Source organism: Mycolicibacterium vaccae NBRC 14118 = CIP 105934, assembly GCF_001552715.1.
Taxonomy (GTDB): domain Bacteria; phylum Actinomycetota; class Actinomycetes; order Mycobacteriales; family Mycobacteriaceae; genus Mycobacterium; species Mycobacterium vaccae.
The window spans coordinates 1-23077 of sequence record NZ_BCRS01000101.1; the positions used below are offsets into that span (position 1 = coordinate 1).

Here is a 23077-nt window from a genome sequence, read left to right on the forward strand (position 1 = left end):
GCTCGCGGCGCGTTCTCCGGCAAAGCGCTCGACCTGTGTGCCGACGGCGATCCGATCTGCTCACCCGGCCGTAACCCGTTTGCCCACACCAGCTACGAACGTTCCCCATTCATCGGTCAGGCAGCCGGCTTTGCCGCGGGACGGGTCTGAACGGATGCGGGCAGTTAGGATCGGCACGGTGATTCGTCAGCTGCGAAAATTCCGGGTTCTGTCCGCCATTGCTGCACTGCTGCTCACCGCGGCCACGCTGGCCGCCCCTCCGCTCGCGTCGGCACAGGCCTGCCCCGAGGTCGAGCTGATCTTCGCCCGCGGCCGCATCGAGTCCCCAGGGGCCGGCCAGATCGGTAACGCGTTGGTCAGCGCGTTGCGCAACAAGACCGACAAGAACATCAATCTGTACGCGGTGAAGTACCCGGCCGACACCGAGATCGACATCGGTGCCAACGACATGAGCAACCGCATCCAGCACATGATGAACACCTGTCCGGACACCCGGCTCGTGCTCGGCGGGTACTCGCTCGGTGCCGCCGTCACCGACGTCGTGCTGGCCGTGCCGATCGCCGCGTTCGGTTTCAAGGCTCCGCTTCCGGCGGGCGCCGACCGGCACATCGCCGCAGTGACGCTGTTCGGCAACGGCATCGCGTGGGTCGGCCCGATCTCGAACTTCAGCCCGCTCTACGCCGAGCGCACGATCGAGCTGTGCCACGGTGACGATCCGATCTGCAACCCGACGGATCCGGAGAACTGGCAGGACTACTGGCCCGACCATCTCGCGCCCGCCTACATCAGCGCCGGCATGGTCAACCAGGCGGCCGACTTCGTGGCGCCCCGCCTCTAGCGGCGGCGCTAGAGGTCGTCGGCGCTGCGCAGGTCGCGCGTCACCAGAGTGCGGGCGGCCAACTCGGCGTCGGGCGGGTAGTCGACCCCGACCAGGGTCAGTCCGCGCGCCGGGGCGGCGGCGAAATCGCTGGAACGTCGCGAAGCGTCCAGCAGCCCCGCGAGCCAGGCGCTGTCGCGGCGGTGCTCGCCGACGGCCAGCAGTGCGCCGACCAGCGAGCGCACCATGTTCCAGCAGAACGCGTCCGCGGTGACGTGCACGGCGATGCCCTCGCCCGCATGCTCGCAATCCAGCCGCTGCAGTTCGCGGATCGTCGTGGCGCCGTCGCGGTGACGGCAGAACGCCGCGAAGTCGTGCAGTCCCAACAACTCCCGCGCGGCGTCCGACATCGCCGGCACGTCGAGCGGTCGCGGCCACGCGGTCACGTACCTGGCCTGCGCAGGCTCGGCACCGTACGGGGCGGTGGTCAGCCGGTACACGTAGTGCCTGCGCAGCGCCGAGAACCGGGCGTCGAATCCGGCTGCGGCCCGGGTGATCTCGCGGACCCGGACATCCTCGGGCAGCATCCGGGCGAGCCGGCGGACCAGCGGCCTGAACTCCGGCTCCGCGGGTCGCGGGGTGCGCGGGTAGGCGTGCGACAGCGCCTCGGAGGGCACATCGACATGAGCCACCTGACCGGTCGCGTGCACACCGGAATCGGTGCGGCCTGCGGCGCGGGTCACCACCGGGGACCGGAACACCGTCGACAACGCGTCGTCGATGCTGCCTGCGACGGTGCGCTGCCCGGCCTGCGTCGCCCAGCCGGCGAACTCGGTGCCGTCGTAGGCGACGTCGAGCCGGAGTCGGGTGTGTGCGGAAGGGGACGAGATATGAACATGCCCGCCACCGGAATCGGTGGCGGGCATGCTCACGACGTCGTCGTCAGGACTTCTTGTCATCCTCGGCTTCGGCCTCGTCGGCGGTGGCAGCTTCGGCTGCCTCCGTCGTCTGCTCCTCGGCCACGGCCTCGTCGGCGGTCTCCTCGTCGGCGGCCGGACCTTCGGCTGCCTCGGGCTCGACGGCAGCCTGCGGCGCCGCCGCGGCGGTGACCTTCTGAGCGCCCGCGCTCGCGACCTTCTGGGCTGCGTCCGCGCGACGCGCCCGGTTGGCCTCGGAGGTCACGGTCTTCTCCCGCACCAGCTCGATGACCGCCATCGGGGCGTTGTCGCCCTTGCGGTTCTCGACCTTGATGATGCGGGTGTAGCCACCGTTGCGGTCGGCGAAGAACGGGCCGATCTCAGCGAACAGCACGTGGACGATGTCCTTGTCGCGGATCTTCTTCATCACCTCACGCCGGTTGTGCAGCGTGCCCTTCTTGGCGTGGGTGATGAGCTTCTCCGCGTACGGACGCAGCGCCCGTGCCTTCGGCTCGGTGGTCTTGATCCGGCCGTGCTCGAACAGCGAGGTGGCCAGGTTGGCCAGCAGCGCCTTCTGGTGCGACGACGATCCGCCGAGGCGAGGACCCTTGGTGGGTTTGGGCATTGCGCTATCTCCTAAATGGGGCCGGTCCCCGTATCAGGTAGGACCGGGACGGAATTCTTAGAGCTGTTCGGTTTCGCGCCTAGAGCTGTTCGGTCTCGGCATAGTCCTGGTTGTCGTCCACGTCGTAGCCGGCATCGCTGTTCCAGGTACCGGTGGCGACGTCGTAGCCGGCGACCTCGGACGGATCGAAGCTGGCCGGGCTGTCCTTGAGCGACAGACCCAGCTGGTGCAGCTTGATCTTCACCTCGTCGATGGACTTCTGACCGAAGTTACGGATGTCCAGCAGATCGGACTCCGTGCGGGCGACCAGCTCGCCGACGGTGTGCACACCCTCACGCTTGAGGCAGTTGTAGGAACGCACCGTCAGGTCCAGGTCGTCGATCGGCAGCGCGAAGTGCGCGGCCTGATCGGCCTCGGCCGGCGACGGCCCGATCTCGATGCCCTCGGCCTCGACGTTGAGTTCGCGTGCCAGACCGAACAACTCGACCAGCGTCTTGCCGGCCGAGGCCAGCGCGTCACGCGGGGTGATCGAGTTCTTGGTCTCGACGTCGAGGATCAGCTTGTCGAAGTCGGTGCGCTGCTCGACGCGGGTCGCCTCCACCTTGTAGGTGACCTTGAGCACCGGCGAGTAGATCGAATCGACCGGGATGCGGCCGATCTCGGCGCCGGAGGCCTTGTTCTGCACGGCAGGCACGTAGCCGCGACCGCGCTCGACGACGAGCTCGACCTCCAGCTTGCCCTTGTCGTTGAGGGTGGCGATGTGCATCTCGGGGTTGTGCACCGTGACGCCGGCCGGCGGGACGATGTCGCCCGCGGTGACCTCACCGGGTCCCTGCTTGCGCAGGTACATGGTGACCGGCTCGTCCTCCTCGGAGGAGACCACGAGGCCCTTGAGGTTCAGGATGATGTCGGTGACGTCTTCCTTGACCCCGGGGACGGTGGTGAACTCGTGCAGCACACCGTCGATGCGGATGCTGGTGACGGCCGCGCCCGGAATGGACGACAGCAGCGTGCGACGCAGCGAGTTTCCGAGGGTGTAACCGAAACCGGGCTCCAGCGGTTCGATGACGAACTGGGAGCGGTTCTCGGCGACGACCTCTTCGCTCAGGGTGGGGCGCTGAGAAATCAGCATGGTGTTTCTGTTCTCCTTCTCGGCAACCGCTATTTGATGCCGTTAAGTGGCCTGTTCCCCGGTGGATTCCGGGGCCAGGATTACTACTTCGAGTAGAGCTCGACGATGAGCTGCTCGGTGAGCGGCACGTCGATCTGGGCGCGCTCGGGCAGCTGGTGCACGAGGATGCGCTGACGCTCGCCGACGACCTGCAGCCAGCCCGGGATCGGGCGCTCGCCGGCGGTCTGCCGGGCCACCTCGAACGGGAGGGTGTTGATCGACTTGTCCTTGACGTCGATGATGTCGTACTGCGACACCCGGTAGCTGGGGACGTCGACCTTCACACCGTTGACGGTGAAGTGGCCGTGGCTGACCAGCTGGCGCGCCATGCGACGGGTACGGGCCAGACCGGCGCGGTACACGACGTTGTCCAGGCGGCTTTCCAGGATGCGGAGCAGGTTGTCACCGGTCTTGCCGGGGAGGCGGTTGGCCTCCTCGTAGTAGCGGCGGAACTGCTTCTCCATGACGCCGTAGGTGAAGCGGGCCTTCTGCTTCTCCTGCAGCTGGGTGCGGTATTCGCTCTCCTTGATCCGCGCACGGCCGTGCTGGCCGGGCGGGTAGGGGCGCCTCTCGAAGGACTGATCTCCACCGACAAGGTCGACGCCCAGACGGCGCGACTTGCGGGTGACGGGTCCGGTATAACGAGCCATAAGTCTCTAAACTCCTTTTTCCTAGACCCGGCGCCGCTTGGGCGGACGGCAGCCGTTGTGCGGCTGGGGGGTGACATCGGCGATCGCGCCCACCTCGAGGCCGGCGGCCTGCAGCGAGCGGATGGCGGTCTCACGACCCGAGCCGGGGCCCTTCACGAAGACGTCGACCTTCTTGACGCCGTGCTCCTGCGCCTTGCGGGCCGCGTTCTCGGCGGCCAGCTGTGCGGCGAACGGGGTGGACTTACGCGACCCCTTGAAGCCGACGTGTCCCGACGACGCCCACGCGATGACGTTGCCCTGGGGATCGGTGATCGACACGATCGTGTTGTTGAACGTGCTCTTGATGTGGGCGGCGCCGTGCGGGACGTTCTTCTTTTCCTTGCGACGGGTCTTCTGCCCCTTCTTCGGGGCGCCCTTCTTTGCCTGTGCCATCCGGGGTTACCTGGCCTTCTTCTTGCCGGCGATGGTGCGCTTGGGGCCCTTGCGGGTACGCGCATTGGTCTTGGTCCGCTGGCCGCGCACCGGCAGACCGCGGCGGTGCCGCAGACCCTGGTAGCAGCCGATCTCGATCTTGCGGCGGATGTCTGCCTGCACCTCGCGGCGCAGATCGCCCTCCACCTTGAGGTTGCCCTCGATGTAGTCGCGCAGCTGCGTGACCTGATCGTCGGTCAAATCCTTGGTGCGCATGTCCCGGCTGATGCCGGTCGCTTCCAGGATCTCCTGGGAGCGGGTACGGCCGATGCCGTAGATGTACGTCAGTGCGATCTCCATGCGCTTGTCGCGCGGGAGGTCTACGCCCATAAGTCGGGCCATGTGTGCCATTCCCTCGTGTTCTGCGGAGGTCTGATCCCAGCCCGTTCCCGGGTCTGACCCGGGGTCCGGCCTCCGTTCCGGACGTGTGCGAGTGGCCTATCCACTCAGTGGCGCTGGGAGTTCATCATTCAGTTGTGGGTACTGCTCCGGCGATCTGCTCTTCGCGCGAGCGCTCATCGCCGGCCTAGCTGCTAGCCCTGCCGCTGCTTGTGCCGCGGATCGGAGCAGATCACCATGACCCGCCCGTGCCGGCGGATCACCCTGCACTTGTCGCAGATCGGCTTGACGCTCGGGTTCACCTTCACGGCTGTCGTCGATCCTTCTTCTCAGTAGTTCTTCGGGGGTCTTCGGGACTTACTTGTAGCGGTACACGATGCGACCGCGGGACAGGTCGTAGGGCGAGAGCTCTACCACCACGCGGTCCTCGGGGAGGATGCGGATGTAGTGCTGCCGCATCTTTCCGCTGATGTGGGCGAGGACCTTGTGTCCGTTCTCCAGCTCAATGCGGAACATCGCATTGGGCAGGGGTTCGACGACACGACCCTCGACCTCTATGGCACCGTCTTTTTTGGCCATACTCTGTGACGATCCTTGCTTTCGTTTCGTATCGGCTTGCTGGCCTGCTGGCACAGCGTTCGATCCGACTTGAGAACGTGGGCCGGATGTCGGGAATTCCCCCCGCGGACGGCGGGGCTCCCGAGGGGGCACGCAAAAAGTCGGCGCGGAAGCCGCACCGTTGATCCATGTTACTCGCACACCGCGATACCCCAAAATCCACGCCGAAGGTCCCTAGGCGCGTCACCCACCTGCCCATAACGTAGTGGCAGGGCGCGGACATCGCCTCGCTGCCCACACGAGAAACAGGAGTGCCGATGGCCGCTGACCCGGAGAACTCGAAGGTGGTCGTCGGCGTCGACGATTCGCCGTCGTCGCAGCCTGCCCTGGAGTGGGCCGCCGCGGAGGCCGCGCTGCGCGGTGTTCCGCTGGTCATCCTGTACGCGACCACGCTGCCGATCGGGGCGTGGCCGGTGGTGCCGGTGCCGACCGGGTTCCTGGACTGGCAGCGTGAGATCGGCCAGGACATCCTCACCGACGCACACCGGATCGCCGAGCGGCTGACCGGCGGGGCTGTGCCGGTGAGCACCGAGTTCGCCGTCGCCACGCCGACCGCAGCGTTGGTGGAGCAGTCTCATACGGCGGGGATGGTGGTCGTCGGCTCGCGGGGACGCGGTGGGCTCGCCCGCCGCATGCTCGGCAGCACCAGCATGGGCCTGGTGCACCGCGCGCACTGCCCGGTCGTGGTGGTGCACGACGAGGAGCCCGCACCGGACGCGGGCGCACCGGTGCTGCTCGGGTTCGACGGCTCGGCGGCGTCCGAGGCCGCCGTCGAGATCGCGTTCGACGAGGCCTCCCGCCGGGGGGTGGCCCTGGTCGTGCTGCACGCATGGTGGTCACCGGGCGCATTCGAGATGCCGGGCTTCAACTGGGAGGAGACCCGCCCCGAGGTCGAGCGCGAGGCGACCCGCCAGCTCGCCGACCGGCAGCAGCGCTACCGCGACGTCACGGTCGAACTCGTGGTGGTGCCCGATGAACCTGCCCGTCGGCTCGTCGAACGGGCCGAGACGGCACAGTTGGTCGTGGTCGGCAGCCACGGCTACGGAGCGGTCAGCGGCACACTGCTCGGCTCGGTCAGCGGCGCGGTGGTGCAGGCGGCGAAGGTTCCGGTGATGGTGGTCCGCCGCCGCTGACCGTGCCGGTCACTCCCGCAGCCGCAGTCGCACCTCGGTGATGGCGTGCCGGTCCACCGCCAGTACGTCGAACCGGTAGCCGGCGACCTCGACGTGGTCGCCGGGCTCCTCCGGGATCCGCCCCAGGCGGCTCAGGACCAGCCCGGCCACCGTCGTGTAGTCGTCCCCGGCCAGTTCGGGGGCATCGATACCGATGTCGATCAGATCGTGAATCGGGAACGAGCCCGGTATGATTCGGCTGCCGTCGGGTAACACCCGCACCGCTTTGACGTCCTCGTCCTGTTCGTCGTAGATCTCGCCGACGACCTCTTCGAGCAGATCCTCGAGTGTGACGATCCCGATGACGCCGCCGCGCTCACCGATCACCAGAGCGAACTGCTCACGTTCTGCCATCAACCGCGACATCGCGCCGGTCACCCGCAGACTGTCGGGCAGCAGCACCGCCGGGCGCGCCGCATCGGCCACAGTTCCCTCGGAACCGAGCAGATCGCGCAGGTGCACCACCGCGGTCGCATCGTCCAACTCGTCGGCGGGCACGACGGGCGCCCGGACGTACCCCGAGGCCCCCAGTAGCGAACGGGCTTGTGGCACAGGAAGATCGGCGCGCAGTCGAAACACCGACATCCGCGGCACCGCGACCTCCCGCAGGGAGCGTTCATGGATCTCCAGCGCGCCGGAGATGATCCTGCGCTGTTCGTCGCCCAGGCCGCTGTGGCTGACGATCAACTCTCGCAGCTCGCGCAACGTCGGCTCCTCCTTCCCGATCTCCGGGTCGCCGCCCAGCGCCGCCACCACGACGTCGGTCGACTTACCGAGAAACCACACGATGGGCGTGGCCAGCACCGCCATCGCCCGCAGCGGCCGGGCCACCAGCCGGGCCCAGCGGCGGGCGTACTGCATGCCCAGCCGCTTGGGCACCAGCTCGCCGACAACCAGCGTGGCTGCGGTAACCAGCACCGTCACCACCGCGATGCTCACCGGACCGGCTGCGGCGCCGAGGAATTGCAGCCGGGCCCGCAGCGGCTCGGCCAACGACACCGCCGCGGTGGCCGAGGCGAGAAACCCGGCCAGAGTGATGCCGAGCTGGATGGTGGCCAGGAAGCGGTTAGGCTCCCGCGCCAGCCGCGCCACGATCCGATCGACGCGGCCGCCACGGCGTTCCATCTCCCGCAGCTGCCCCTCCCCCAGGGCGATGAATGCCGCCTCACTGCCCGAGAGCACGCCGTTGACCAGCACGAGCACCGCCACCAGCGCCAGGTCGAGCCAGTACCCGGTCACCGACTGCCGCCGCTAGGCCGTCACGCCGTGGTGCACCTCGCCGAACGAACGGCTGCTCCTGTATGCCATGCGCGAAACCCCCTCGACCCGCTGCCCCCAATGTGGCGCAAATCGGATCTGCGGTCAACAACGCCGGCAGATCCTCACTGACACAAGGACGTTCTCACCACACCTCGGTCCGGGAACACAAGCCTGATAGCGGTCCTGCCCGGTCAGCGTGGCAGCCGGCTGCGGGAAACTTCGACATGCAGTCAACGGTGGTTGCGCAGATTCGCCATGACGCAGTCGACAGCGCACTGCAGGCCGAGCCGTCGTCGTGAAGTCTCCGGTGAATTCCGAACGCAGGAACTGCCCTGCGACATCGTCGAATTGGTGTCTGGTGAGGGCGAGGTGGTCTGACGGGCTGACCCCGACGGCATTGCCGTCGGAGACCGTGCAGCCCCGGTTGATCACGACCACGACCGCGGCAGGTCAGGTCCGCCGCGCGACGATCACCGGGACGCGGGAGCCCTGTGCCACCGCGGCACCGACCGAGCCGAGCAGCGTGCCGGCGACGGCGCCCCGGCCGTGACTGCCCACGACGACGAGCTGCGACCGCTCGGACTGGATCAACAGCTGCCGCGCCGGACTCTCGAAGCGCACCAGGGGATGCACGGCGACCTCCGGGTAGCGGTGCTGCAGGTCAAGCAGAGTCAGCCGCAGGAAGGCCTCCGCATCCTGTGCCGCCGCCGAGGACTGCAGCCCGTGGTCACCCGGCGCCTCAGAGTCCTTGCAGACGTGTAGCGCCAGTAGGTCGGCCGAGCGGCGCGATGCTTCGTCGAAAGCGATTGCCGCGGCCCCCAGCGACGTCCTCGACCCGTCGATACCGACGAGGACCGGCCTGCGGCCCGGTCCCTGTCGAGTCGGGACGTCCTCGTGGACGACCGCGACCGGACACCGGGCGTGATGCAGCAGGCCTACTCCCACCGAACCGGCAAGCCGCCCCGTCCGGCCACGACTGCCCACCACCATCAGCTTCGCCTGCCTGGACACCGCCACGAGCTCGGCCACCGGTTTGCCGTTCAACAGTCGACGCTCGACCCGCGGGGCGTCGATGCCCGCGGCGTCCTGCGCCACCGCCGTCGCCTCGGCGAGCACCGTGTCCGCCCCACCGGTGCCGGCCCCCTCGTCGGCGTGGACGAGTGTGAGCGACGCGTGATGGATCCGCGCGTCCTCGACGGCCCAGCGGACCGCCGCCAGCGACGAAGCCGTTCCGTCGATCCCGACGACGACCCCATGTGGTACTGCTGGTTCAGGCATGTCGGCTCCGTCCCGCGGTTCTGATCGCACCACGGTAGGACCGCCGCGCGGCGACGAATGGAGTCGTTGGTCGTGAATGTGATGCCAAAAGACCCCTGCGGCGTGCAGTACGCGGTCTAGCGGGTCTTGGTGTGGTTGATCTCGGACTGGACCGCCCGGATCCGGTGCTGCGCCCTCTCGTCGGCCTCACGCTGCTGTTCCGCCGTGACGATGACGGAGTCGGGCCCCGGGAACACCAGCGCCTCGCGGTCGGAGTCCAGCCACCGCACCACATAGGGCGGTGAGCCGTCCGCCGAGCGCACCTCGGTGATCAGACCACGTTGTTCGGCTCGGTCCACCGTCAATCCTTTGATGACCAGCCAGTCACCTGCTTTCGCTTTCATCCGGTCTCCCTTCCCCTGCAGACGATGCTGTGGACATCAACCGCCAGGCGCATCAAAGGAATCGACCATGACCACGATAGCCCCCCGAGCAACAGTCATGCACCCTGCGAATGATCAACTGTGCGCCCGGATCCGGGACGTAGCCATCGCGACCTTCGGCGCACACGGATTCCGGACGCCGCTGCGTGTCGTCGCGGCGGCAGCGAAGGTCGATCAGGCCACGGTGCTCGAGCTCTTCGGCTCCGAGCGCGGCCTGCTCACGTCGTGCGACGACCACATCGTGGAGACCGTCCGCGATACCAAAGCCCAAGCAGTGCAGTCCCACGACCCGGCGACGTGGTGGGCGGCGCTTGCCGGTATCGAGTCGTACGCCCCACTCATGGCATTCCTCCTCCGCCGCATGGAGGACGGCCGGCGGTCACGAAACAATATGTTGGACAGGATGATCCAGAACATCGTCGATTATCAGGATGCCGGTGTCGGTGCTGCGCGACTATGCCGCGAAGATGGTGGTACCGGCACTGGAGCTTTATACGAACGGGCTGATGACTGACGCCAGGATGCTGGACGCCTTCATCGAGAGCACCGCGAAACCAGCTGCGGCACAACACTCACCGTAATGGTGCGGACCATCTCACGGCACCGCACCGCCGCAACTCCGCGCCGCGGTCCGCGGGGCCCACTCCGATGATCAACGCGACACCACCCTCACGCGCAGCCGTCGTGCCTGTGGGGTCGTCGTCGATGACAACGCAACGACCCAGCGGCACATCAAGCCGTCTCGCCGGGTCGACGAACACCGTGCCCGGGTCCCGCGGGAAAGGGCTCGAAGTCCCTTTCTCGTCACGTAGGGGACCTGAGACCCTAGGCACGACCGGGGCGACGGCGCAGGATTGCGCTCATGAACGCAGGAACCCGTCGCAGCCCCGTCCGCGACATCTCGGCCCTGACGATCCGCGATGCCGAGGAGGCCGGGGGCAAGGGCGCCAACATGGGCGAGCTCGTCGCCGCCGGCCTGCCGGTGCCGCCGGGCTTCGTGCTGATGCGTGACTGCTACCTGGACTCCATGCGGGCGGGGGGCGTGGACGCCGAACTGGCGGCGCTGCACCGTGACGCCCTCGCCCGGGTCGCCGACACCGCGCGGCTCGGCGAGCTGTGCGACCGCATGCAGGCCCTGGTGCGTACGGCAGGTGTCGACGAGCCCACAAGGTCGCTGACGCTGGACGCCTACCACGCACTGGGTCCCGGCGCGGTGGTCGCGGTGCGCTCCTCGGCCACCGGAGAGGACGGCGCCGACGCGTCGTTCGCCGGGATGAACGCCACCCTGACCAACGTCACCGGTGACGACGGGCTGCTCGCTGCGGTGACGCGGTGCTGGATGTCGCTGTTCAGCCCGCGGGTGATCACCTATCGGGCCAGCCGGGGGTTCCTCGGCGAGCCCGCGATGGCCGTGGTGGTGCAGCAGATGATCGAGTCGGACAAGTCCGGCGTCGCGTTCACCGCCGACCCGAGCACCGGGGCGCGGGACCGCGTCGTGATCGAGGCCGCGTTCGGTCTGGGCGAGGTCGTGGTCTCCGGCGAGGTGGAACCCGACACCTACCTGGTGTCCAAGGAGACCCTGCAGCCGATCGACATCCGGGTCGGCCACCAGGATTTCAAGATCGTGCGGGGCCCTGACGGCCACGACACCACGGTGCCACTCGACGAGGAACAGGCGTCCGCGCGGGTGCTCGACGACGACGAACTGCGCTCGATCGCCGAACTGGCGATCGCCACCGAACGCCACAACGGATGCCCGCAGGACACCGAGTGGGCGATCAGCGACGGCGCGACCTACCTGGTGCAGGCCCGGCCGATCACCACGCTCGGGCACACCACGCCGCCCGCGGCGGCCGAGCACGTGGTGCTGGCACGCGGGCTGGCCGCGGCGCCGGGCATCGCGTCCGGAAAGGTCCGGGTGCTGCAGACCCCGGACGAGGGCCACCGGCTGCAGGAGGGCGAGATCCTGGTGGCCCAGATGACCAATCCGGACTGGCTGCCGACGATCCGGCGCGCGGCCGCGCTGGTCACCGACTCCGGCGGGATGACCTGCCACGCGGCGATCGTGGCGCGGGAGCTGGGCGTTCCGTGCATCGTCGGCACCCGGAGCGGGACCCGGGACCTGCACGACGACACCACCGTCACCGTCGACGGCGCCCGCGGTGAGGTGGTGTCGGGACGCACCACGCCGGCACAGGCGGTGACCGGCCGGGTCCGCGAAGCCCCGGCCGCAGCGGCCGGCGGCGAAGTCACCGGGACCCGGGTGTATGTGAACCTGGCGATGCCCGACAGCGCGGAAACCGTTGCCGCGCAACCGGTCGACGGGGTTGGGCTGCTCCGCGCGGAGTTCATGCTGACCGAGGCGCTGGGTGGCCGCCACCCCCGCGATCTGATCGCGCGGGGCGAACAGCAGACGCTCGTCGAGAAGATGGTGGCCTCGGTCGCCAGGATCGCCGCGGCGTTCGCTCCCCGGCCGGTGGTGTACCGAGCCACCGACTTCCGCAGCAACGAGTTCCGGGGCCTCGTCGGGGGCGCGGAATACGAACCGGCCGAACATAATCCGATGATCGGATTCCGCGGCTGCTACCGCTACATCAAACAGCCGGAGTTGTTCGCGCTCGAGCTGGAGGCGCTGGCCCGGGTGCGCGAGCAGTACCCCGGCGTCGGGCTGATGATCCCGTTCGTGCGCACCCGGTGGGAACTCGAAGAGTGCCTGGCCCTTGTCGATGGCAGTGCGCTGGGTCGCCAGCGGGGTCTGCACCGATGGGTGATGGCGGAGGTGCCGTCGGTCGTGCACTGGCTGCCCGAATACATCGGCATGGGCATCGACGGGGTGTCCATCGGCAGCAACGACCTGACCCAGCTCGTGCTGGGCGTCGACCGCGACTCCGACGTGTGCGCCGAGCTGTTCGACGAATCGGATCCGGCCGTGCTGCATGCCATTCGCCGCATCATCGAGACCGCCAACAAGTACGGAATCACCTCCTCGCTGTGCGGGCAGGCCCCGTCGACCAACCCGGCGTTCGCCGAACACCTGGTGCGTCTGGGCATCACGTCCGTGTCGGTCAACCCGGACGCCGTCGACGCCACCCGGCGGGTCATCGCCGCCGCCGAACGCCGGATCCTGCTCGCCGCCGCGCGATGACCGCGACGCTCACCGCCCCGCTGCCCAGCCGCGATCGCATCGCCTCCGGGTCGGTCGGTGAAGCGTTCGCGTTGCTCGGCACCTCCGCCGATGGTCTGTCGAGCGCAGAGGCACAGGCGCGGCTGCACCGCCTGGGCGCCAACGTGGTGCGCACCCACCCGGTGAGCGCCCTGGCCGTGCTGCGCCGGCAACTCGCCAACGCCGTGCTCGGACTCCTCGCCGTGACCGCCGTGCTGTCCTACTTCCTCGGCGACTCCGCACAGGCCGTGATCATCGGAGTGATCCTGGTGATCAGCGTCGGGCTCGGCTTCTTCAACGAGTACCGCGCCGAAAAAGCCTCTGCAGCAATGCATTCATCGATCAGGCACAGCGCGGTGGCGCGACGGGACGGGACCTTCCGCCGCGTGGACGTCAGCGAGCTGGTCCCCGGCGACGTGATCCGGCTGGCCATCGGCGAGCTGGTGCCCGCCGATGTCCGCCTCATCGAGGTCACCGGACTGGAGTGCAACGAGGGCATCCTGACCGGGGAGTCCGCGGTGGTCGAGAAATCCACCGCCCCGGCCCCCGCGGGAGCCGGGCCCGCGGACTGCGTCGACCTGGCCTACATGGGCACGGTGGTCAGCGCCGGCGAGGCCACCGCGGTGGTGTTCGCCACCGGCCCGGACGCCGAATTCGGGCGGATCGCCGTGGGATTGGGGCAGAGCGCACCGGAGACCACGTTCCAGACCGGCCTGCGCCGGTTCTCCTACCTGCTGCTACGGGTGGCCCTGACGCTCACCGCGGTCATCTTCGTGACCAACATGCTGCTCGGCCGTCCGCTGATCGATGCGGCGCTGTTCGGGTTGGCCATCGCGGTCGGCATCACCCCGCAGTTGCTGCCCGCCATCGTCAGCACCAGCCTGGCGACCGGCTCGCGCCGGCTGGCCAAGGCCAAGGTTCTGGTCAAGCGACTGGTCTGCATCGAGGACCTCGGCGACATCGACATCCTGATCACGGACAAGACCGGGACCCTGACCGACGGTCAGGTGGCGTTCGTCGACGCCGTCACCCCGGCCGGTCAACGCTCAGAGCCGTTGGTGCGCCAGGGGATGCTAGCCACCGATGTCGACCCCGCCGCCGGCGGCGCCAGCGCCAACGATCTCGACGCCGCACTGTGGGCGGGCCGCGGGCCGCTGTCCGGCGTCACCCGGGTGGCGTTCCTGCCGTTCGACCACGACCGGCGCGCTAGTTCCGCGCTGGTCGACGACGGCCCGGCCCGGGTCCTGGTGGTCAAGGGCGCCCCCGAACAGGTGATGGCGCGCTGTGTCGAGGTTCCGCCGGAGGCGCAGCGGACGCTCTCGGACCTGTTCGCCGACGGCCGGCGGGTGGTCGCGGTGGCCTCCAGATCCGCCTCCGCGCTGACGGCGCTGACCGCCCACGACGAGACGGGGCTGACCCTCGACGGGTTCCTCGTCTTCGCCGACAACCCCAAACCCGCGGCCCGGGACTCGCTGACCCGGCTGGCGGCGCTGGGCATCGAGGTCAAGATCGCCACCGGGGACAACCCACGGGTCGCCGAGAAGGTCTGCGAAGAACTGGGTCTGGCCTCCCGGGGCACCCTGACCGGCGCCGAGCTGGAGAAGCTCGACGACGGCGCGTTGGACGCGGCGGCCCGCGACCACACGATCTTCGCCCGCATCTCCCCGACCCAGAAAGCCCGGATCGTGTCGTCGCTGCGGCGCACCGGCCGGTCGATCGGATTCCTCGGCGACGGCGTCAACGACGCGCTGGCCCTGCACTCCGCCGACGTCGGGATATCCGTGGACACCGCCACAGATGTCGCCAAGGACGCCGCGGACGTGGTGCTGCTGGAGAAGGATCTGGGTGTCCTGGCGACCGGCGTCGCCGAGGGCAGGCGGATCTTCGCCAACACCGTCAAGTACGTCCTGATGGGGACGTCCAGCAATTTCGGCAACATGTTCAGCGCGGCGGCGGCCTCGGCGGTGCTGCCGTTTCTGCCGATGCTGCCCAGCCAGATCCTGCTCAACAACCTGCTCTACGACACGTCCCAGCTCACGATCCCCGCCGACCGGGTCGACGAGGAGCAGCTGCACGCGCCCGCGCACTGGGACATCGCGTTCATCCGGCGGTTCATGCTGACGTTCGGCCCGGTCAGCTCGCTGTTCGACTTCCTCACCTTCGGATTGATGCTGGGCGTCCTGCACGCGGGCCCTGTCGAATTCCGCACCGGCTGGTTCGTCGAATCGCTGGCCACCCAGACGCTGATCATCTTCGCCATCCGCACCAGGAAGGTGCCGTTCCTGCGCAGTCGGCCGGCCGGCGCCCTGGTGCTGTCGACCGGCCTGGTGATCGCCGTCGGCATCGCCGTGACCGTCTCCCCCATCGCCGCGGACCTGGGTCTCACGCCGCTGCCCTGGCAGTTCTTCGCCGCGCTGGTGGCGCTGACCGTCGGCTACCTGGTGCTCGTCGACATCACCAAGACCGTGTTCTACGCCGAGCCGATGCGCGCCGCCGACCAACCCCACCGCACCCGCGGTCACGCCCACCGGGTGCACCGGCGCGCCGCGCGCTTCAGCCCGAGTGGCGTCAGCCCGACCGGGTGACCTATGGCCCTAGGCCACGGCCCCGCGACCCCATAGGGTCGGGGCTGAACCGTCGATCGGAGCACGCGATGCCAGCCGCGAACACCTCAGGGCCCGTGGTCGCCGGTATCGACGGTTCGGCGACAGCACTGCACGCGGCCTTCTGGGCGGTCGACGAAGCCGCCGCCCGCGGCGCCACGCTGCGGTTGGTGTACGTGACCAAGCCGGACGACCGCTTCGCCCCCGAGTACGCCGAGGACGTCCGGCACGGTCGCGAGAGTCTGCATGCGGCCCGCACCGCGATCGAGGCCACCGGAGCGCCGGTGACGGTGGAGACCGCAATCGTGGACGGCCCGGCCACCGAGGCGCTGGTCGAACAGTCGGCCGACGCGCAGATGGTGTGCGTCGGCTCGGTCGGGATCGACCGGTACGCCAGATCGATCGTCGGCTCCACCGCCGGTGATCTGGCCGAGAAGGCCCACTGCTCGGTCGCGGTGATCCGGCCCGAGCTCCACGCCGACGCGCAACTGCACTGGATCGTCGTCGCACTCGGCGACCGGCCCGGCAACAGCGCGGTCGTCGAGTGTGCGTTGCAGGAGGCGACGCTGCGGCACGTTCCGGTGCTGGCCCTCGGCAAGGACCAGGTGGCCGGCTCGCCCGGATCGCTGGAGGACCGGATCCGTCCCTGGCGCGCGAGCCATCCCGACGTCCACCTCTATCCGGTGGCCGGCGCGACGGACGTCGCGCACTTCCTCAAGAAATTCGACGAGCCCGTGGTGCTGGCCGTGATCGGAGCCGACGAGGCCCGCGACGTGTCGCAGATCGTGGGGCACGGCCATTCCCTGTTCCGGCACGGCGCCGCCTCGGTGCTCGTGGTCCGGCCCTGACCCGCCGCTACACCCAGGAGGCAGTCCATGTCCGAAACATCAACAGATCTCGGGGTTCTCGTCGGGATCGACGGTTCACCGGAGTCCCACGCCGCAGTGCGGTGGGCAGCCGAGGAGGCCGTGATGCGCAACCGGCCGGTGACCCTGATGCACGTCGTGGCACCGATCGTCGTGACCTGGCCGATCGACGCCGTGGTGACGAGCTTCTACGAGTGGCAGGAAGAGAACGCCCAGAACGTCGTCAAAGAAGCCGAGGAGACGCTCAACGCCGCGGTGCGCGACGCCGCGCCGCCGGCGGTCAACGTGGAGATCCGCCACGACGGCATCGTCCCCGAACTCACCGGCGCGTCCGAGCACGCCGATCTGCTGGTGATCGGCAGCCGCGGCCTCGGCCCTGTCGGCGGGGCGGTGCTCGGCTCGGTCAGCCGCACGCTGCTCCACCACGCACGCTGCCCCGTCGTCATCACCAAGGAGGGGGTGGTCAGGAAGCCGCACGGCACGCTGCCGGTGCTGCTCGGCGTCGACGGTTCCCCGGCCTCGGAGAACGCAACGGCGTTCGCGTTCTCGGAGGCCTCGTTCCGCGGCGTGGAACTGATCGCGCTGCACGCGTGGAGCGATGTCGCGGTCTTCCCCGTGCTCGGAATGGACTGGCATCAATACGAACAACAAGGACACGAGATCCTCGCCGAACGCCTCGCCGGCTGGCAGGAGCGCTACCCCGACGTCCACGTGAAGCGCCGGGTGGTCAGCGACAGACCGGCGCGCTGGCTCATCGACGAATCCAAGAACGCCCAACTGGTGGTCCTCGGCAGTCGCGGCCGGGGAGGCATCTCCAGCATGCTGCTCGGCTCGGTCAGCACCGCCGTCGCCGAGTCGGCACTCGCGCCGGTGGCCGTCCTGCGAGGCTGACATGACCGCCCGCTGGCGCGCCCTGCTCGAGCCCGGGCTGGTGGTGCTCACCGTCGGGGCGCTGGCCGCCGGCGGCCTGGCCTGGCTGCTCGACGCCCGGGATGCGGCCGATATCTGTTGGGCTGCAGGCACTTTGATCGCGATCGTGCCGGCCGTGGCGTGGGTGCTGAGTGCGCTGCGTCAAGGCCGGCTCGGCGTCGACCTGATCGCGGTGCTGTCGCTGGCCGGAACCCTGTGGGTCGGCGAGTATCTCGCGGGGGCGCTCATCGCGGTGATGCTGGCGGGGGGCCGGGCCCTCGAAGCGGCCGCCACCCGGCGCGCGTCGCATGACCTCAAGGCGCTGCTGGAGCGGGCACCGCGGTTCGCGCGGCGCCGCGTCGGCGGCCAGGTGAGTACGGTCGCCCTCTCCGAGGTGGCCCCCGGCGACGTGCTCGTCGTCGCGCCCGGGGACGTGGTGCCCGTCGACGGGCGGGTGGCCGACGCGGTGGCGGTGCTCGACGAGTCCGCGCTGACCGGCGAACCCCTGCACGTGGAACGGCCGGCCGGGGACATGGTCCGCAGCGGGGTGGTCAACGCCGGCGGGGCGTTCGAGCTCAAGGCCACCGCGACCGCGGAGGACAGCACCTACGCGGGCATCGTCCGGCTGGCGCAACAGGCCGGGGCCGAGAGCGCGCCGGTCGTGCGGCTGGCCGACCGCTACGCGGCGTTCTTCCTGCCGTTGGCGTTGCTGATGGCCGGCGCGGCGTGGTTGGCCAGCGGCTCGGCGGTGCGTGCCGTGGCAGTCCTGGTGGTGGCCACCCCGTGCCCGCTGCTGCTCGCGGCGCCGGTGGCGATCGTGTCAGGGCTGTCGCGGGCGTCCCGGGTCGGCGTGGTGATCCGCAGCGGCGGCGCGCTGGAGAACCTCGGCCACGCGAAGACACTGGTGATGGACAAGACGGGCACCCTGACCATGGGGCGACCGAAGGTCGTCGGCATCGTCGCGGCGCCGGCCGACGACGCTGCCGAGATCCTGCGGCTGGCCGCCTCGGTGGACCAGCTCTCCCAGCACGTGCTCGCCGAGGCGATCGTCACCGAGGCGGAGTCGCGTGGCCTGCACCTTTCGCTGCCCACCGACTCCGCCGAGGAAGCCGGCCGCGGGGTGACCGCGACACTCGAGGGCGCACGGGTCACCGTCGGGAAGTTGAGTGACTCCGCCACCGATACCGCCACGGACGCCTGGATGCAGACCGCGGTCAACCGGGCCCGCCTGGACAGCGCGGCGATGGTCTGGGTCTGCGTCGACGGCAAGCCCGTCGGTGCGGTGCTGCTGCGGGACCCGTTGCGACGGCAGGCTCCCCGGACGATGCGGAGGTTGCGCAGCGCCGGGATCGACCGCCTGGTGATGCTCACCGGCGACCGGGCCGAACCCGCGCGGGAAGTCGCCACCGTGCTCGGCCTCGACGAGGTCTACGCCCAGCAGACCCCCGCGGACAAGGTCGCCGCGGTGCGCGCCGAACGCGAACGCGCGGTGACGGTGATGGTCGGTGACGGCATCAACGACGCGCCCGCGCTGGCCGCCGCCACCGTGGGTGTGGCGATGGGCGCCCGCGGCGCCACCGCGTCGTCGGAGGCCGCCGACGTCGTGCTGACCACCGACCGCCTCGACCGTCTCGCCGACGCGATGGACATCGCGCGCTGGTCCCGGCGCATCGCGGTGCAGTCCGCCGTCGTCGGCATGACCCTGTCGGTCGCGGCGATGGCGGTCGCCGCGTTCGGTCTGCTGCCCCCTGCCGCCGGCGCACTGCTTCAGGAGGCGATCGACGTGTCGGTCATCCTCAACGCGCTACGCGCACTGCGCGGCAACCCGCGGACCGAGGTCGAGTTGACGGCGGACACCGAAGCTCTGCTGCGGGGGTTCGCCGCCCAGCACGACGAGTTGCGCGACACCCTCAACCAGATTCGCGACAGCGCAGACAGATTGGCGCAGGGCGCCGACGCCGCCGCGCTGGAGTCGGTGCGCCGCACCAACCGGTTGCTGATCGAGCGGATACTGCCGCACGAGCGGGCCGAGGAGACCACCCTGTACCCGGCGCTGGCCGCACCGCTGCACAGCGGCGAGGCCACCGCCACCATGAGCCGCACCCACGCGGAGATCCAGCGCCTCGCCGACCGCATCGGCACGCATGTGCACCTGGCCGAACAGGCCGGCGGCATCCAGCCCGAGCAGGTCGACGATCTGCTGGCATGTCTCTACGGTCTCTACGCCGTGCTACGCCTGCACTTCACCCAGGAAGAGGAGAACTACTTCGCGCTGGCCCAGGACGAGGCCGACAGCTGACCTGGTCACAGCGCGTCCAGGCACACCCGGTGGGCCGCGGCGACCGTGTCGGATAGCGGTGCGGCAGTGTCGAGCGGGTGCGCGCCCGGCCAGTCCGCCTCCCACCGCGCCAGCTCGGCCGCCAGTTCCGGGGTGGCGTCCGAGGTCGTCACACCACGGTGCGCGACGCGCCGCTGCGCCTCGGAAACCGGCACGGTGCAGCGTAATTCGACGAGCGCGGAGTGCGTGTCGGCTGCCGCGGCGTGCGCGCGGTCGCGGTGCGCGGCGTCGCGCCAGGTGCCGTCGAGAACCACCGAACGTCCGGCGCCGAGCCACGCGCGCGCCCGGTCGAGCACTTCGTCGTAGACCACCGACACGTTCTCCGGGGAGTAGAGACCGGCGCCGAGGTCCCCGGCACGGCCCCGCACCGCGCCGGCGAGAATCAGCTCACGCCGCACGTCGTCGGTCGAGATCACCTGTGCATCAATCTTTTCCGCCAGTGCATGGGCGACGGTGGTCTTGCCCGTGCCGGGCCCGCCGCCGACCATCACCAGCCGCACGGACGCCGACCTCAGATGCGACAACGCCATCGAGAGGTGGTGCTGCGCATCGGGAACCGAATCGGCCCGGCCCTGGCCGGCTCTCACACAGTCGGTCTTGGCACGCACGATCGCGCGGTAGGCGATGCAGAAGTGCCGCAACGAGGCCGGCGCGGTGTCGTCGGCACGGCGGCAGTACTCGTCGAGGAAGAGCGCACCGAGGTCGGGGTGGCCCAGGAACTCCAGATCCATCGCCAGGAACGCCGCGTCGTCGACCCCGTCGACGTAGCGGAGTTGGTCGTCGAACTCCAGGCAGTCCAGCATCACGGGCCCGTCCGCGGTGCAGAAGATGTCCTGGGTGAGCAGATCGCCGTGCCCGTCGACGACGCGACCGTCCTTGATCCGGCCCGCGTAGAGCGGCCCGCGGCCCGCCAGGTACCGCTCGGCCCGCCGTGCGATCTCGGCCAGGGACGGCTCCTCCAGGACGGTGCCGGCGTGGCGCTGCAACTCGGTCAGATTCTGCCGCCACCGCTGTGTCAGGGCGTCGGCGGTGGCCTCGCGGTCGATCAGCGGTCCACGGGCCGCGCCGCGGTGGAACCCGGCCAGGATCCCGGCGATCGTCACCAGCCATCCCCTGACGTCGTCTCCGGCGCGCACCAGCGTCGCGAGCCGCTCGGCGTCGGGATACCTGCGCATCACGATCACCGGCTCCGGCTCACCCGCCGGCGGCTGGAAAGTTCCCAGACCCAGATACGCCGCGGGGGCCAGCCGCCGGTTCAGCTCCAGCTCACGACGGCACGCGGTCTCCCGCTTGTCCCGGGTGCCGAAATCGAGGAAATCGGTGCGCACCGGCTTCTTGACCTTGTACGCGCGGTCGCCGACCAGCGCCACCAGCCCGGTGTGTGTCTCGTGGACCTCGGCGCCGAGATCGCCGCGGTCCCGGCTCACGCGGTGGCCGTCATTAGGACCTTCAACGCACCGGAGTGCGCGGCGTCTTCGAAAACCTGGTAGGCCGTGTCGAATTCGTCCATGGCGAAGCGGTGGGTGACCATCGGTGTGGTATCGAGTCGCCCGGAGGCGACCAGCCCGATCAGCGTGGGGGTGGAAAAGGTGTCGACCAGGCCGGTGGTGATGGTCAGGTTCTTGCTCCATATCTGCTCGAGATGCAGTGTGGCAGGGGCGCCGTGCACCCCGATGTTGGCGACGTGCCCGCCGGGGCGCACCAGACGGACCGACTCCTCGAAGGTCTCGGGCACGCCGACCGCCTCCATCACCACGTCCGCGCCGATCCCTGCGGTCACGTCGTCGACGATCTCGCGCGCCGATTGCGAGCGGGAGTTCACCGTGAGGTCGGCCCCCAGCGCGCGGGCCGCATCCAACCGGGCGTCGGCGAGGTCGATCGCCACGATGTGACTGGGGCTGTAGAGCTTGGCGGTGAGAATGGCCGCCAGGCCGATCGGGCCTGCGCCCACGATCGCGACAACGTCCCCGGGGGTGACGGCGCCAGCGAGCACACCGACCTCGTAGGAGGTGGGAAGGATGTCGGCGAGCACGATCATCTGCTCATCGCTGACCCCGGAGGGCACCGTGTGGGTCGAGTTGTCGGCGAACGGCACCCGCACGTACTCGGCCTGGGTGCCGTCGATGAGGTGTCCCAGAATCCATCCCCCGCCGCCCAGACACTGGCCGTAGTGCCCCTGCCTGCAGTACCGGCACGCTCCGCAGGCACTGATGCAGGAGACCAGCACCCGGTCACCGGGCGACAGGGTCTGCACGGCGGACCCGGTCGCGGTCACGGTGCCGACCGCCTCGTGGCCCAGAATCCGTCCCGAATCCACCTCCGGCACATCCCCTTTGAGGATGTGCAGATCGGTGCCGCAGATCGTCACCGCGTCGACGCGCACAATCGCGTCACCGGCGTGCCGGATCTCCGGATCGGGGACCGTCTGCCATTTGCGCTGGCCGGGCCCCTCGTACACCATCGCGAACATGTCGTGCCCCTCTCAGGACGGCCCGGCCGGGGTGATGAACCCGTAGTCGCCGTCATAGCGCCGGTACAGGACGCCGGCCCGGCCCTGCGCGGCGTCGACGAAGAACAGGAACGGACGGTCGAGCAGGGCGAGCCGTTCGAGCGCATCCTGCTCCCGCAGGCAGGGCAGCGGCTGGGTGCTGATCGTGACCCGGCCCTGATGCGGTGCCACCGCGTCGGCGACCGACGGCGCCACCAGTGCGGCCCGGTATCCGTCCACCCCCTCCCGATACACGACCGCCGCTGTGCCCGAACCACTTTCAGTGAACAGATGGAAGTCGTAATCGAGCAGTTCCATCTCGGTCACCGCTTCGTCGAGCGTGCACGGCGCCATCGCGTAGGACTTGCGGCGGACGATCCTGGGGTCCGGCGCCGATCCGGTGGCGGCCTGCGGACCGCGGCCGCGCTTCTCGTCGTGTCGCCACGGAGGCGCCGCGTCGGGACCCTTCCGGGCCTCCCAACGACCGTTGAGATGTTCGAGCCGGCGTCGCAGCCGCAATTCCAGCGCGTCCACGGCCTCACGCGCCGAGGCCGCAGTCACCTGCGCGCGCACGGGGCGGCCACCCACCTCGAGGTTGGCCTGCGCGATCACCGGCTGCGCGACGGCCGGGTCGTGGTGGCGGGACAACCGGACCCGCGCCCTGGTGACCGAGCGCCGGGCCAGCCGGGCCAGGCCGCCGATCTTGGCCTGCGCATACTCGTCGACTCCCGGGAACTCGCCGTGGGTCGTGACCTCGACGTCGACAACCGGCGGCGGTCCCGCTTCATTGCTCACAATTCGTTGGTACGCCACATCATTGACCGGCGTTAGGGCCTAAGGTCCCGGGGCCCGGCCGGTTCAGCCGCGCACCACGAGCACCGGACGTTGCGACCGGTGCACGGCCGCGAGCGCGACACTGCCCAGCAGCACCTCACGCGGCGCGGACCGGCCGCGGGAACCCACGGCCAGC

22 protein-coding genes and 2 pseudogenes are annotated in these 23077 nt (G+C 69.6%); 9 read left to right on the forward strand and 15 right to left on the reverse strand.

The genetic code is table 11. The features are described 5' to 3' along the window. Both MVA01S_RS32080 and MVA01S_RS18780 read left to right on the forward strand, forming a co-directional pair. Nucleotides 1–150 (forward strand): annotated as a pseudogene (locus tag MVA01S_RS32080) (cutinase family protein); the annotation flags it as partial. 28 nt (nt 151–178) lie between these two features. Then, entirely contained in the window at nt 179–838 is a 660-nt protein-coding gene (locus tag MVA01S_RS18780; RefSeq protein ID WP_003929495.1) for a cutinase family protein, read from the forward strand. An 8-nt stretch (nt 839–846) separates the two neighbouring features. On the opposite strand, the gene truA is transcribed toward MVA01S_RS18780, so the two are convergent. From truA to infA, 8 genes are all read right to left on the reverse strand, one after another. After that, nucleotides 847–1743, reverse strand: a complete 897-nt coding sequence (gene truA / locus MVA01S_RS18785) for a tRNA pseudouridine(38-40) synthase TruA (protein ID WP_003929496.1) — start codon at nt 1741–1743, stop codon at nt 847–849. 16 nt (nt 1744–1759) lie between these two features. After that, the gene (rplQ, locus tag MVA01S_RS18790; protein WP_003929497.1) at nt 1760–2359 is read right to left on the reverse strand and encodes a 50S ribosomal protein L17; all 600 of its coding nucleotides are present in this window, start codon (nt 2357–2359) and stop codon (nt 1760–1762) included. A gap of 79 nt (nt 2360–2438) precedes the next feature. Further along, nucleotides 2439–3491: a DNA-directed RNA polymerase subunit alpha gene (locus tag MVA01S_RS18795; RefSeq protein ID WP_003929498.1), complete on the reverse strand. Its 1053-nt coding sequence runs from the start codon at nt 3489–3491 to the stop codon at nt 2439–2441. A gap of 83 nt (nt 3492–3574) precedes the next feature. Then, complete coding sequence (gene rpsD / locus MVA01S_RS18800) at nt 3575–4180, reverse strand: 30S ribosomal protein S4 (RefSeq protein ID WP_003929499.1); 606 nt, start codon at nt 4178–4180, stop codon at nt 3575–3577. A gap of 21 nt (nt 4181–4201) precedes the next feature. Further along, nucleotides 4202–4612 carry a 30S ribosomal protein S11 gene (gene rpsK / locus MVA01S_RS18805; RefSeq protein WP_003929500.1) on the reverse strand — a complete coding sequence of 137 codons (411 nt, stop codon included), beginning with the start codon at nt 4610–4612 and terminating at the stop codon, nt 4202–4204. Nucleotides 4613–4618: 6 nt separating this feature from the next. Continuing rightward, nucleotides 4619–4993: a 30S ribosomal protein S13 gene (gene rpsM, locus MVA01S_RS18810; RefSeq protein WP_003929501.1), complete on the reverse strand. Its 375-nt coding sequence runs from the start codon at nt 4991–4993 to the stop codon at nt 4619–4621. Between the two features lie 191 nt (nt 4994–5184). Next, nucleotides 5185–5298 (reverse strand): 50S ribosomal protein L36, encoded by a 114-nt coding sequence (gene rpmJ, locus MVA01S_RS18815; RefSeq protein WP_003879483.1) that lies wholly within the window; start codon nt 5296–5298, stop codon nt 5185–5187. 49 nt (nt 5299–5347) lie between these two features. Further along, nucleotides 5348–5569 (reverse strand): translation initiation factor IF-1, encoded by a 222-nt coding sequence (infA, locus tag MVA01S_RS18820; RefSeq protein ID WP_003418601.1) that lies wholly within the window; start codon nt 5567–5569, stop codon nt 5348–5350. A gap of 296 nt (nt 5570–5865) precedes the next feature. On the opposite strand from infA, the gene MVA01S_RS18825 reads away from it, so the two are divergent. Continuing rightward, nucleotides 5866–6741 carry a universal stress protein gene (locus MVA01S_RS18825; RefSeq protein WP_003929502.1) on the forward strand — a complete coding sequence of 292 codons (876 nt, stop codon included), beginning with the start codon at nt 5866–5868 and terminating at the stop codon, nt 6739–6741. 9 nt (nt 6742–6750) lie between these two features. Here MVA01S_RS18825 and MVA01S_RS18830 read toward each other — a convergent pair whose 3' ends face one another. The 3 genes from MVA01S_RS18830 to MVA01S_RS18840 all read right to left on the reverse strand — a co-directional run bounded on the left by MVA01S_RS18830 (nt 6751) and on the right by MVA01S_RS18840 (nt 9701). Further along, entirely contained in the window at nt 6751–8019 is a 1269-nt protein-coding gene (locus tag MVA01S_RS18830) for a hemolysin family protein (protein WP_003929503.1), read from the reverse strand. Between the two features lie 471 nt (nt 8020–8490). After that, nucleotides 8491–9318, reverse strand: coding sequence for a universal stress protein (locus MVA01S_RS18835; RefSeq protein WP_003929504.1), 828 nt, complete (start codon nt 9316–9318; stop codon nt 8491–8493). A gap of 116 nt (nt 9319–9434) precedes the next feature. Next, the gene (locus MVA01S_RS18840) at nt 9435–9701 is read right to left on the reverse strand and encodes a DUF1918 domain-containing protein (protein WP_003929505.1); all 267 of its coding nucleotides are present in this window, start codon (nt 9699–9701) and stop codon (nt 9435–9437) included. Between the two features lie 97 nt (nt 9702–9798). Here MVA01S_RS18840 and MVA01S_RS18845 point away from each other — a divergent pair. From MVA01S_RS18845 to MVA01S_RS18870, 6 genes and pseudogenes are all read left to right on the forward strand, one after another. Next, nucleotides 9799–10321, forward strand: a pseudogene (locus tag MVA01S_RS18845) (TetR/AcrR family transcriptional regulator). A 281-nt stretch (nt 10322–10602) separates the two neighbouring features. Next, the gene (gene ppsA, locus MVA01S_RS18850; protein WP_003929507.1) at nt 10603–12885 is read left to right on the forward strand and encodes a phosphoenolpyruvate synthase; all 2283 of its coding nucleotides are present in this window, start codon (nt 10603–10605) and stop codon (nt 12883–12885) included. Continuing rightward, complete coding sequence (mgtA, locus tag MVA01S_RS18855) at nt 12882–15488, forward strand: magnesium-translocating P-type ATPase (protein WP_003929508.1); 2607 nt, start codon at nt 12882–12884, stop codon at nt 15486–15488. The genes ppsA and mgtA overlap by 4 nt, the downstream gene beginning before the upstream one ends. Before the next feature lie 68 nt (nt 15489–15556). Continuing rightward, nucleotides 15557–16354, forward strand: a complete 798-nt coding sequence (locus tag MVA01S_RS18860; RefSeq protein WP_003929509.1) for a universal stress protein — start codon at nt 15557–15559, stop codon at nt 16352–16354. 27 nt (nt 16355–16381) lie between these two features. Further along, nucleotides 16382–17263 carry a universal stress protein gene (locus MVA01S_RS18865; RefSeq protein ID WP_040540649.1) on the forward strand — a complete coding sequence of 294 codons (882 nt, stop codon included), beginning with the start codon at nt 16382–16384 and terminating at the stop codon, nt 17261–17263. 1 nt (nt 17264) lies between these two features. Further along, nucleotides 17265–19580, forward strand: a complete 2316-nt coding sequence (locus tag MVA01S_RS18870; RefSeq protein WP_003929511.1) for a heavy metal translocating P-type ATPase — start codon at nt 17265–17267, stop codon at nt 19578–19580. 5 nt (nt 19581–19585) lie between these two features. Here the strand turns inward: MVA01S_RS18870 and MVA01S_RS18875 are convergent, their stop codons facing one another. From MVA01S_RS18875 to MVA01S_RS30530, 4 genes are all read right to left on the reverse strand, one after another. Continuing rightward, nucleotides 19586–21046 (reverse strand): bifunctional aminoglycoside phosphotransferase/ATP-binding protein, encoded by a 1461-nt coding sequence (locus tag MVA01S_RS18875; protein ID WP_003929512.1) that lies wholly within the window; start codon nt 21044–21046, stop codon nt 19586–19588. Continuing rightward, complete coding sequence (locus tag MVA01S_RS18880) at nt 21043–22089, reverse strand: alcohol dehydrogenase catalytic domain-containing protein (RefSeq protein ID WP_003929513.1); 1047 nt, start codon at nt 22087–22089, stop codon at nt 21043–21045. The genes MVA01S_RS18875 and MVA01S_RS18880 overlap by 4 nt, the downstream gene beginning before the upstream one ends. 12 nt (nt 22090–22101) lie before the next feature. After that, complete coding sequence (locus MVA01S_RS18885; protein ID WP_003929514.1) at nt 22102–22902, reverse strand: sigma 54 modulation/S30EA ribosomal C-terminal domain-containing protein; 801 nt, start codon at nt 22900–22902, stop codon at nt 22102–22104. Between the two features lie 63 nt (nt 22903–22965). Beyond that, nucleotides 22966–23077 (reverse strand): universal stress protein (locus MVA01S_RS30530; protein ID WP_159426334.1); only part of this gene is annotated, 112 nt, incomplete at its 5' end.

Bases quoted from the DNA above. Each gene is read 5' to 3' on its own strand.
- rpsM (WP_003929501.1), bottom strand. From the start codon at position 4,993: ATGGCCCGACTTATGGGCGTAGACCTCCCGCGCGACAAGCGCATGGAG.
- rplQ (WP_003929497.1), bottom strand. From the start codon at position 2,359: ATGCCCAAACCCACCAAGGGTCCTCGCCTCGGCGGATCGTCGTCGCAC.
- ppsA (WP_003929507.1), top strand. From the start codon at position 10,603: ATGAACGCAGGAACCCGTCGCAGCCCCGTCCGCGACATCTCGGCCCTG.
- MVA01S_RS18860 (WP_003929509.1), top strand. From the start codon at position 15,557: ATGCCAGCCGCGAACACCTCAGGGCCCGTGGTCGCCGGTATCGACGGT.
- rpsK (WP_003929500.1), bottom strand. From the start codon at position 4,612: ATGGCACAGGCAAAGAAGGGCGCCCCGAAGAAGGGGCAGAAGACCCGT.
- MVA01S_RS18795 (WP_003929498.1), bottom strand. From the start codon at position 3,491: ATGCTGATTTCTCAGCGCCCCACCCTGAGCGAAGAGGTCGTCGCCGAG.
- MVA01S_RS18865 (WP_040540649.1), top strand. From the start codon at position 16,382: ATGTCCGAAACATCAACAGATCTCGGGGTTCTCGTCGGGATCGACGGT.
- MVA01S_RS18825 (WP_003929502.1), top strand. From the start codon at position 5,866: ATGGCCGCTGACCCGGAGAACTCGAAGGTGGTCGTCGGCGTCGACGAT.
- rpsD (WP_003929499.1), bottom strand. From the start codon at position 4,180: ATGGCTCGTTATACCGGACCCGTCACCCGCAAGTCGCGCCGTCTGGGC.
- MVA01S_RS18880 (WP_003929513.1), bottom strand. From the start codon at position 22,089: ATGTTCGCGATGGTGTACGAGGGGCCCGGCCAGCGCAAATGGCAGACG.
- truA (WP_003929496.1), bottom strand. From the start codon at position 1,743: ATGCCCGCCACCGATTCCGGTGGCGGGCATGTTCATATCTCGTCCCCT.
- infA (WP_003418601.1), bottom strand. From the start codon at position 5,569: ATGGCCAAAAAAGACGGTGCCATAGAGGTCGAGGGTCGTGTCGTCGAA.
- MVA01S_RS18870 (WP_003929511.1), top strand. From the start codon at position 17,265: ATGACCGCCCGCTGGCGCGCCCTGCTCGAGCCCGGGCTGGTGGTGCTC.
- mgtA (WP_003929508.1), top strand. From the start codon at position 12,882: ATGACCGCGACGCTCACCGCCCCGCTGCCCAGCCGCGATCGCATCGCC.
- MVA01S_RS18840 (WP_003929505.1), bottom strand. From the start codon at position 9,701: ATGAAAGCGAAAGCAGGTGACTGGCTGGTCATCAAAGGATTGACGGTG.
- MVA01S_RS18835 (WP_003929504.1), bottom strand. From the start codon at position 9,318: ATGCCTGAACCAGCAGTACCACATGGGGTCGTCGTCGGGATCGACGGA.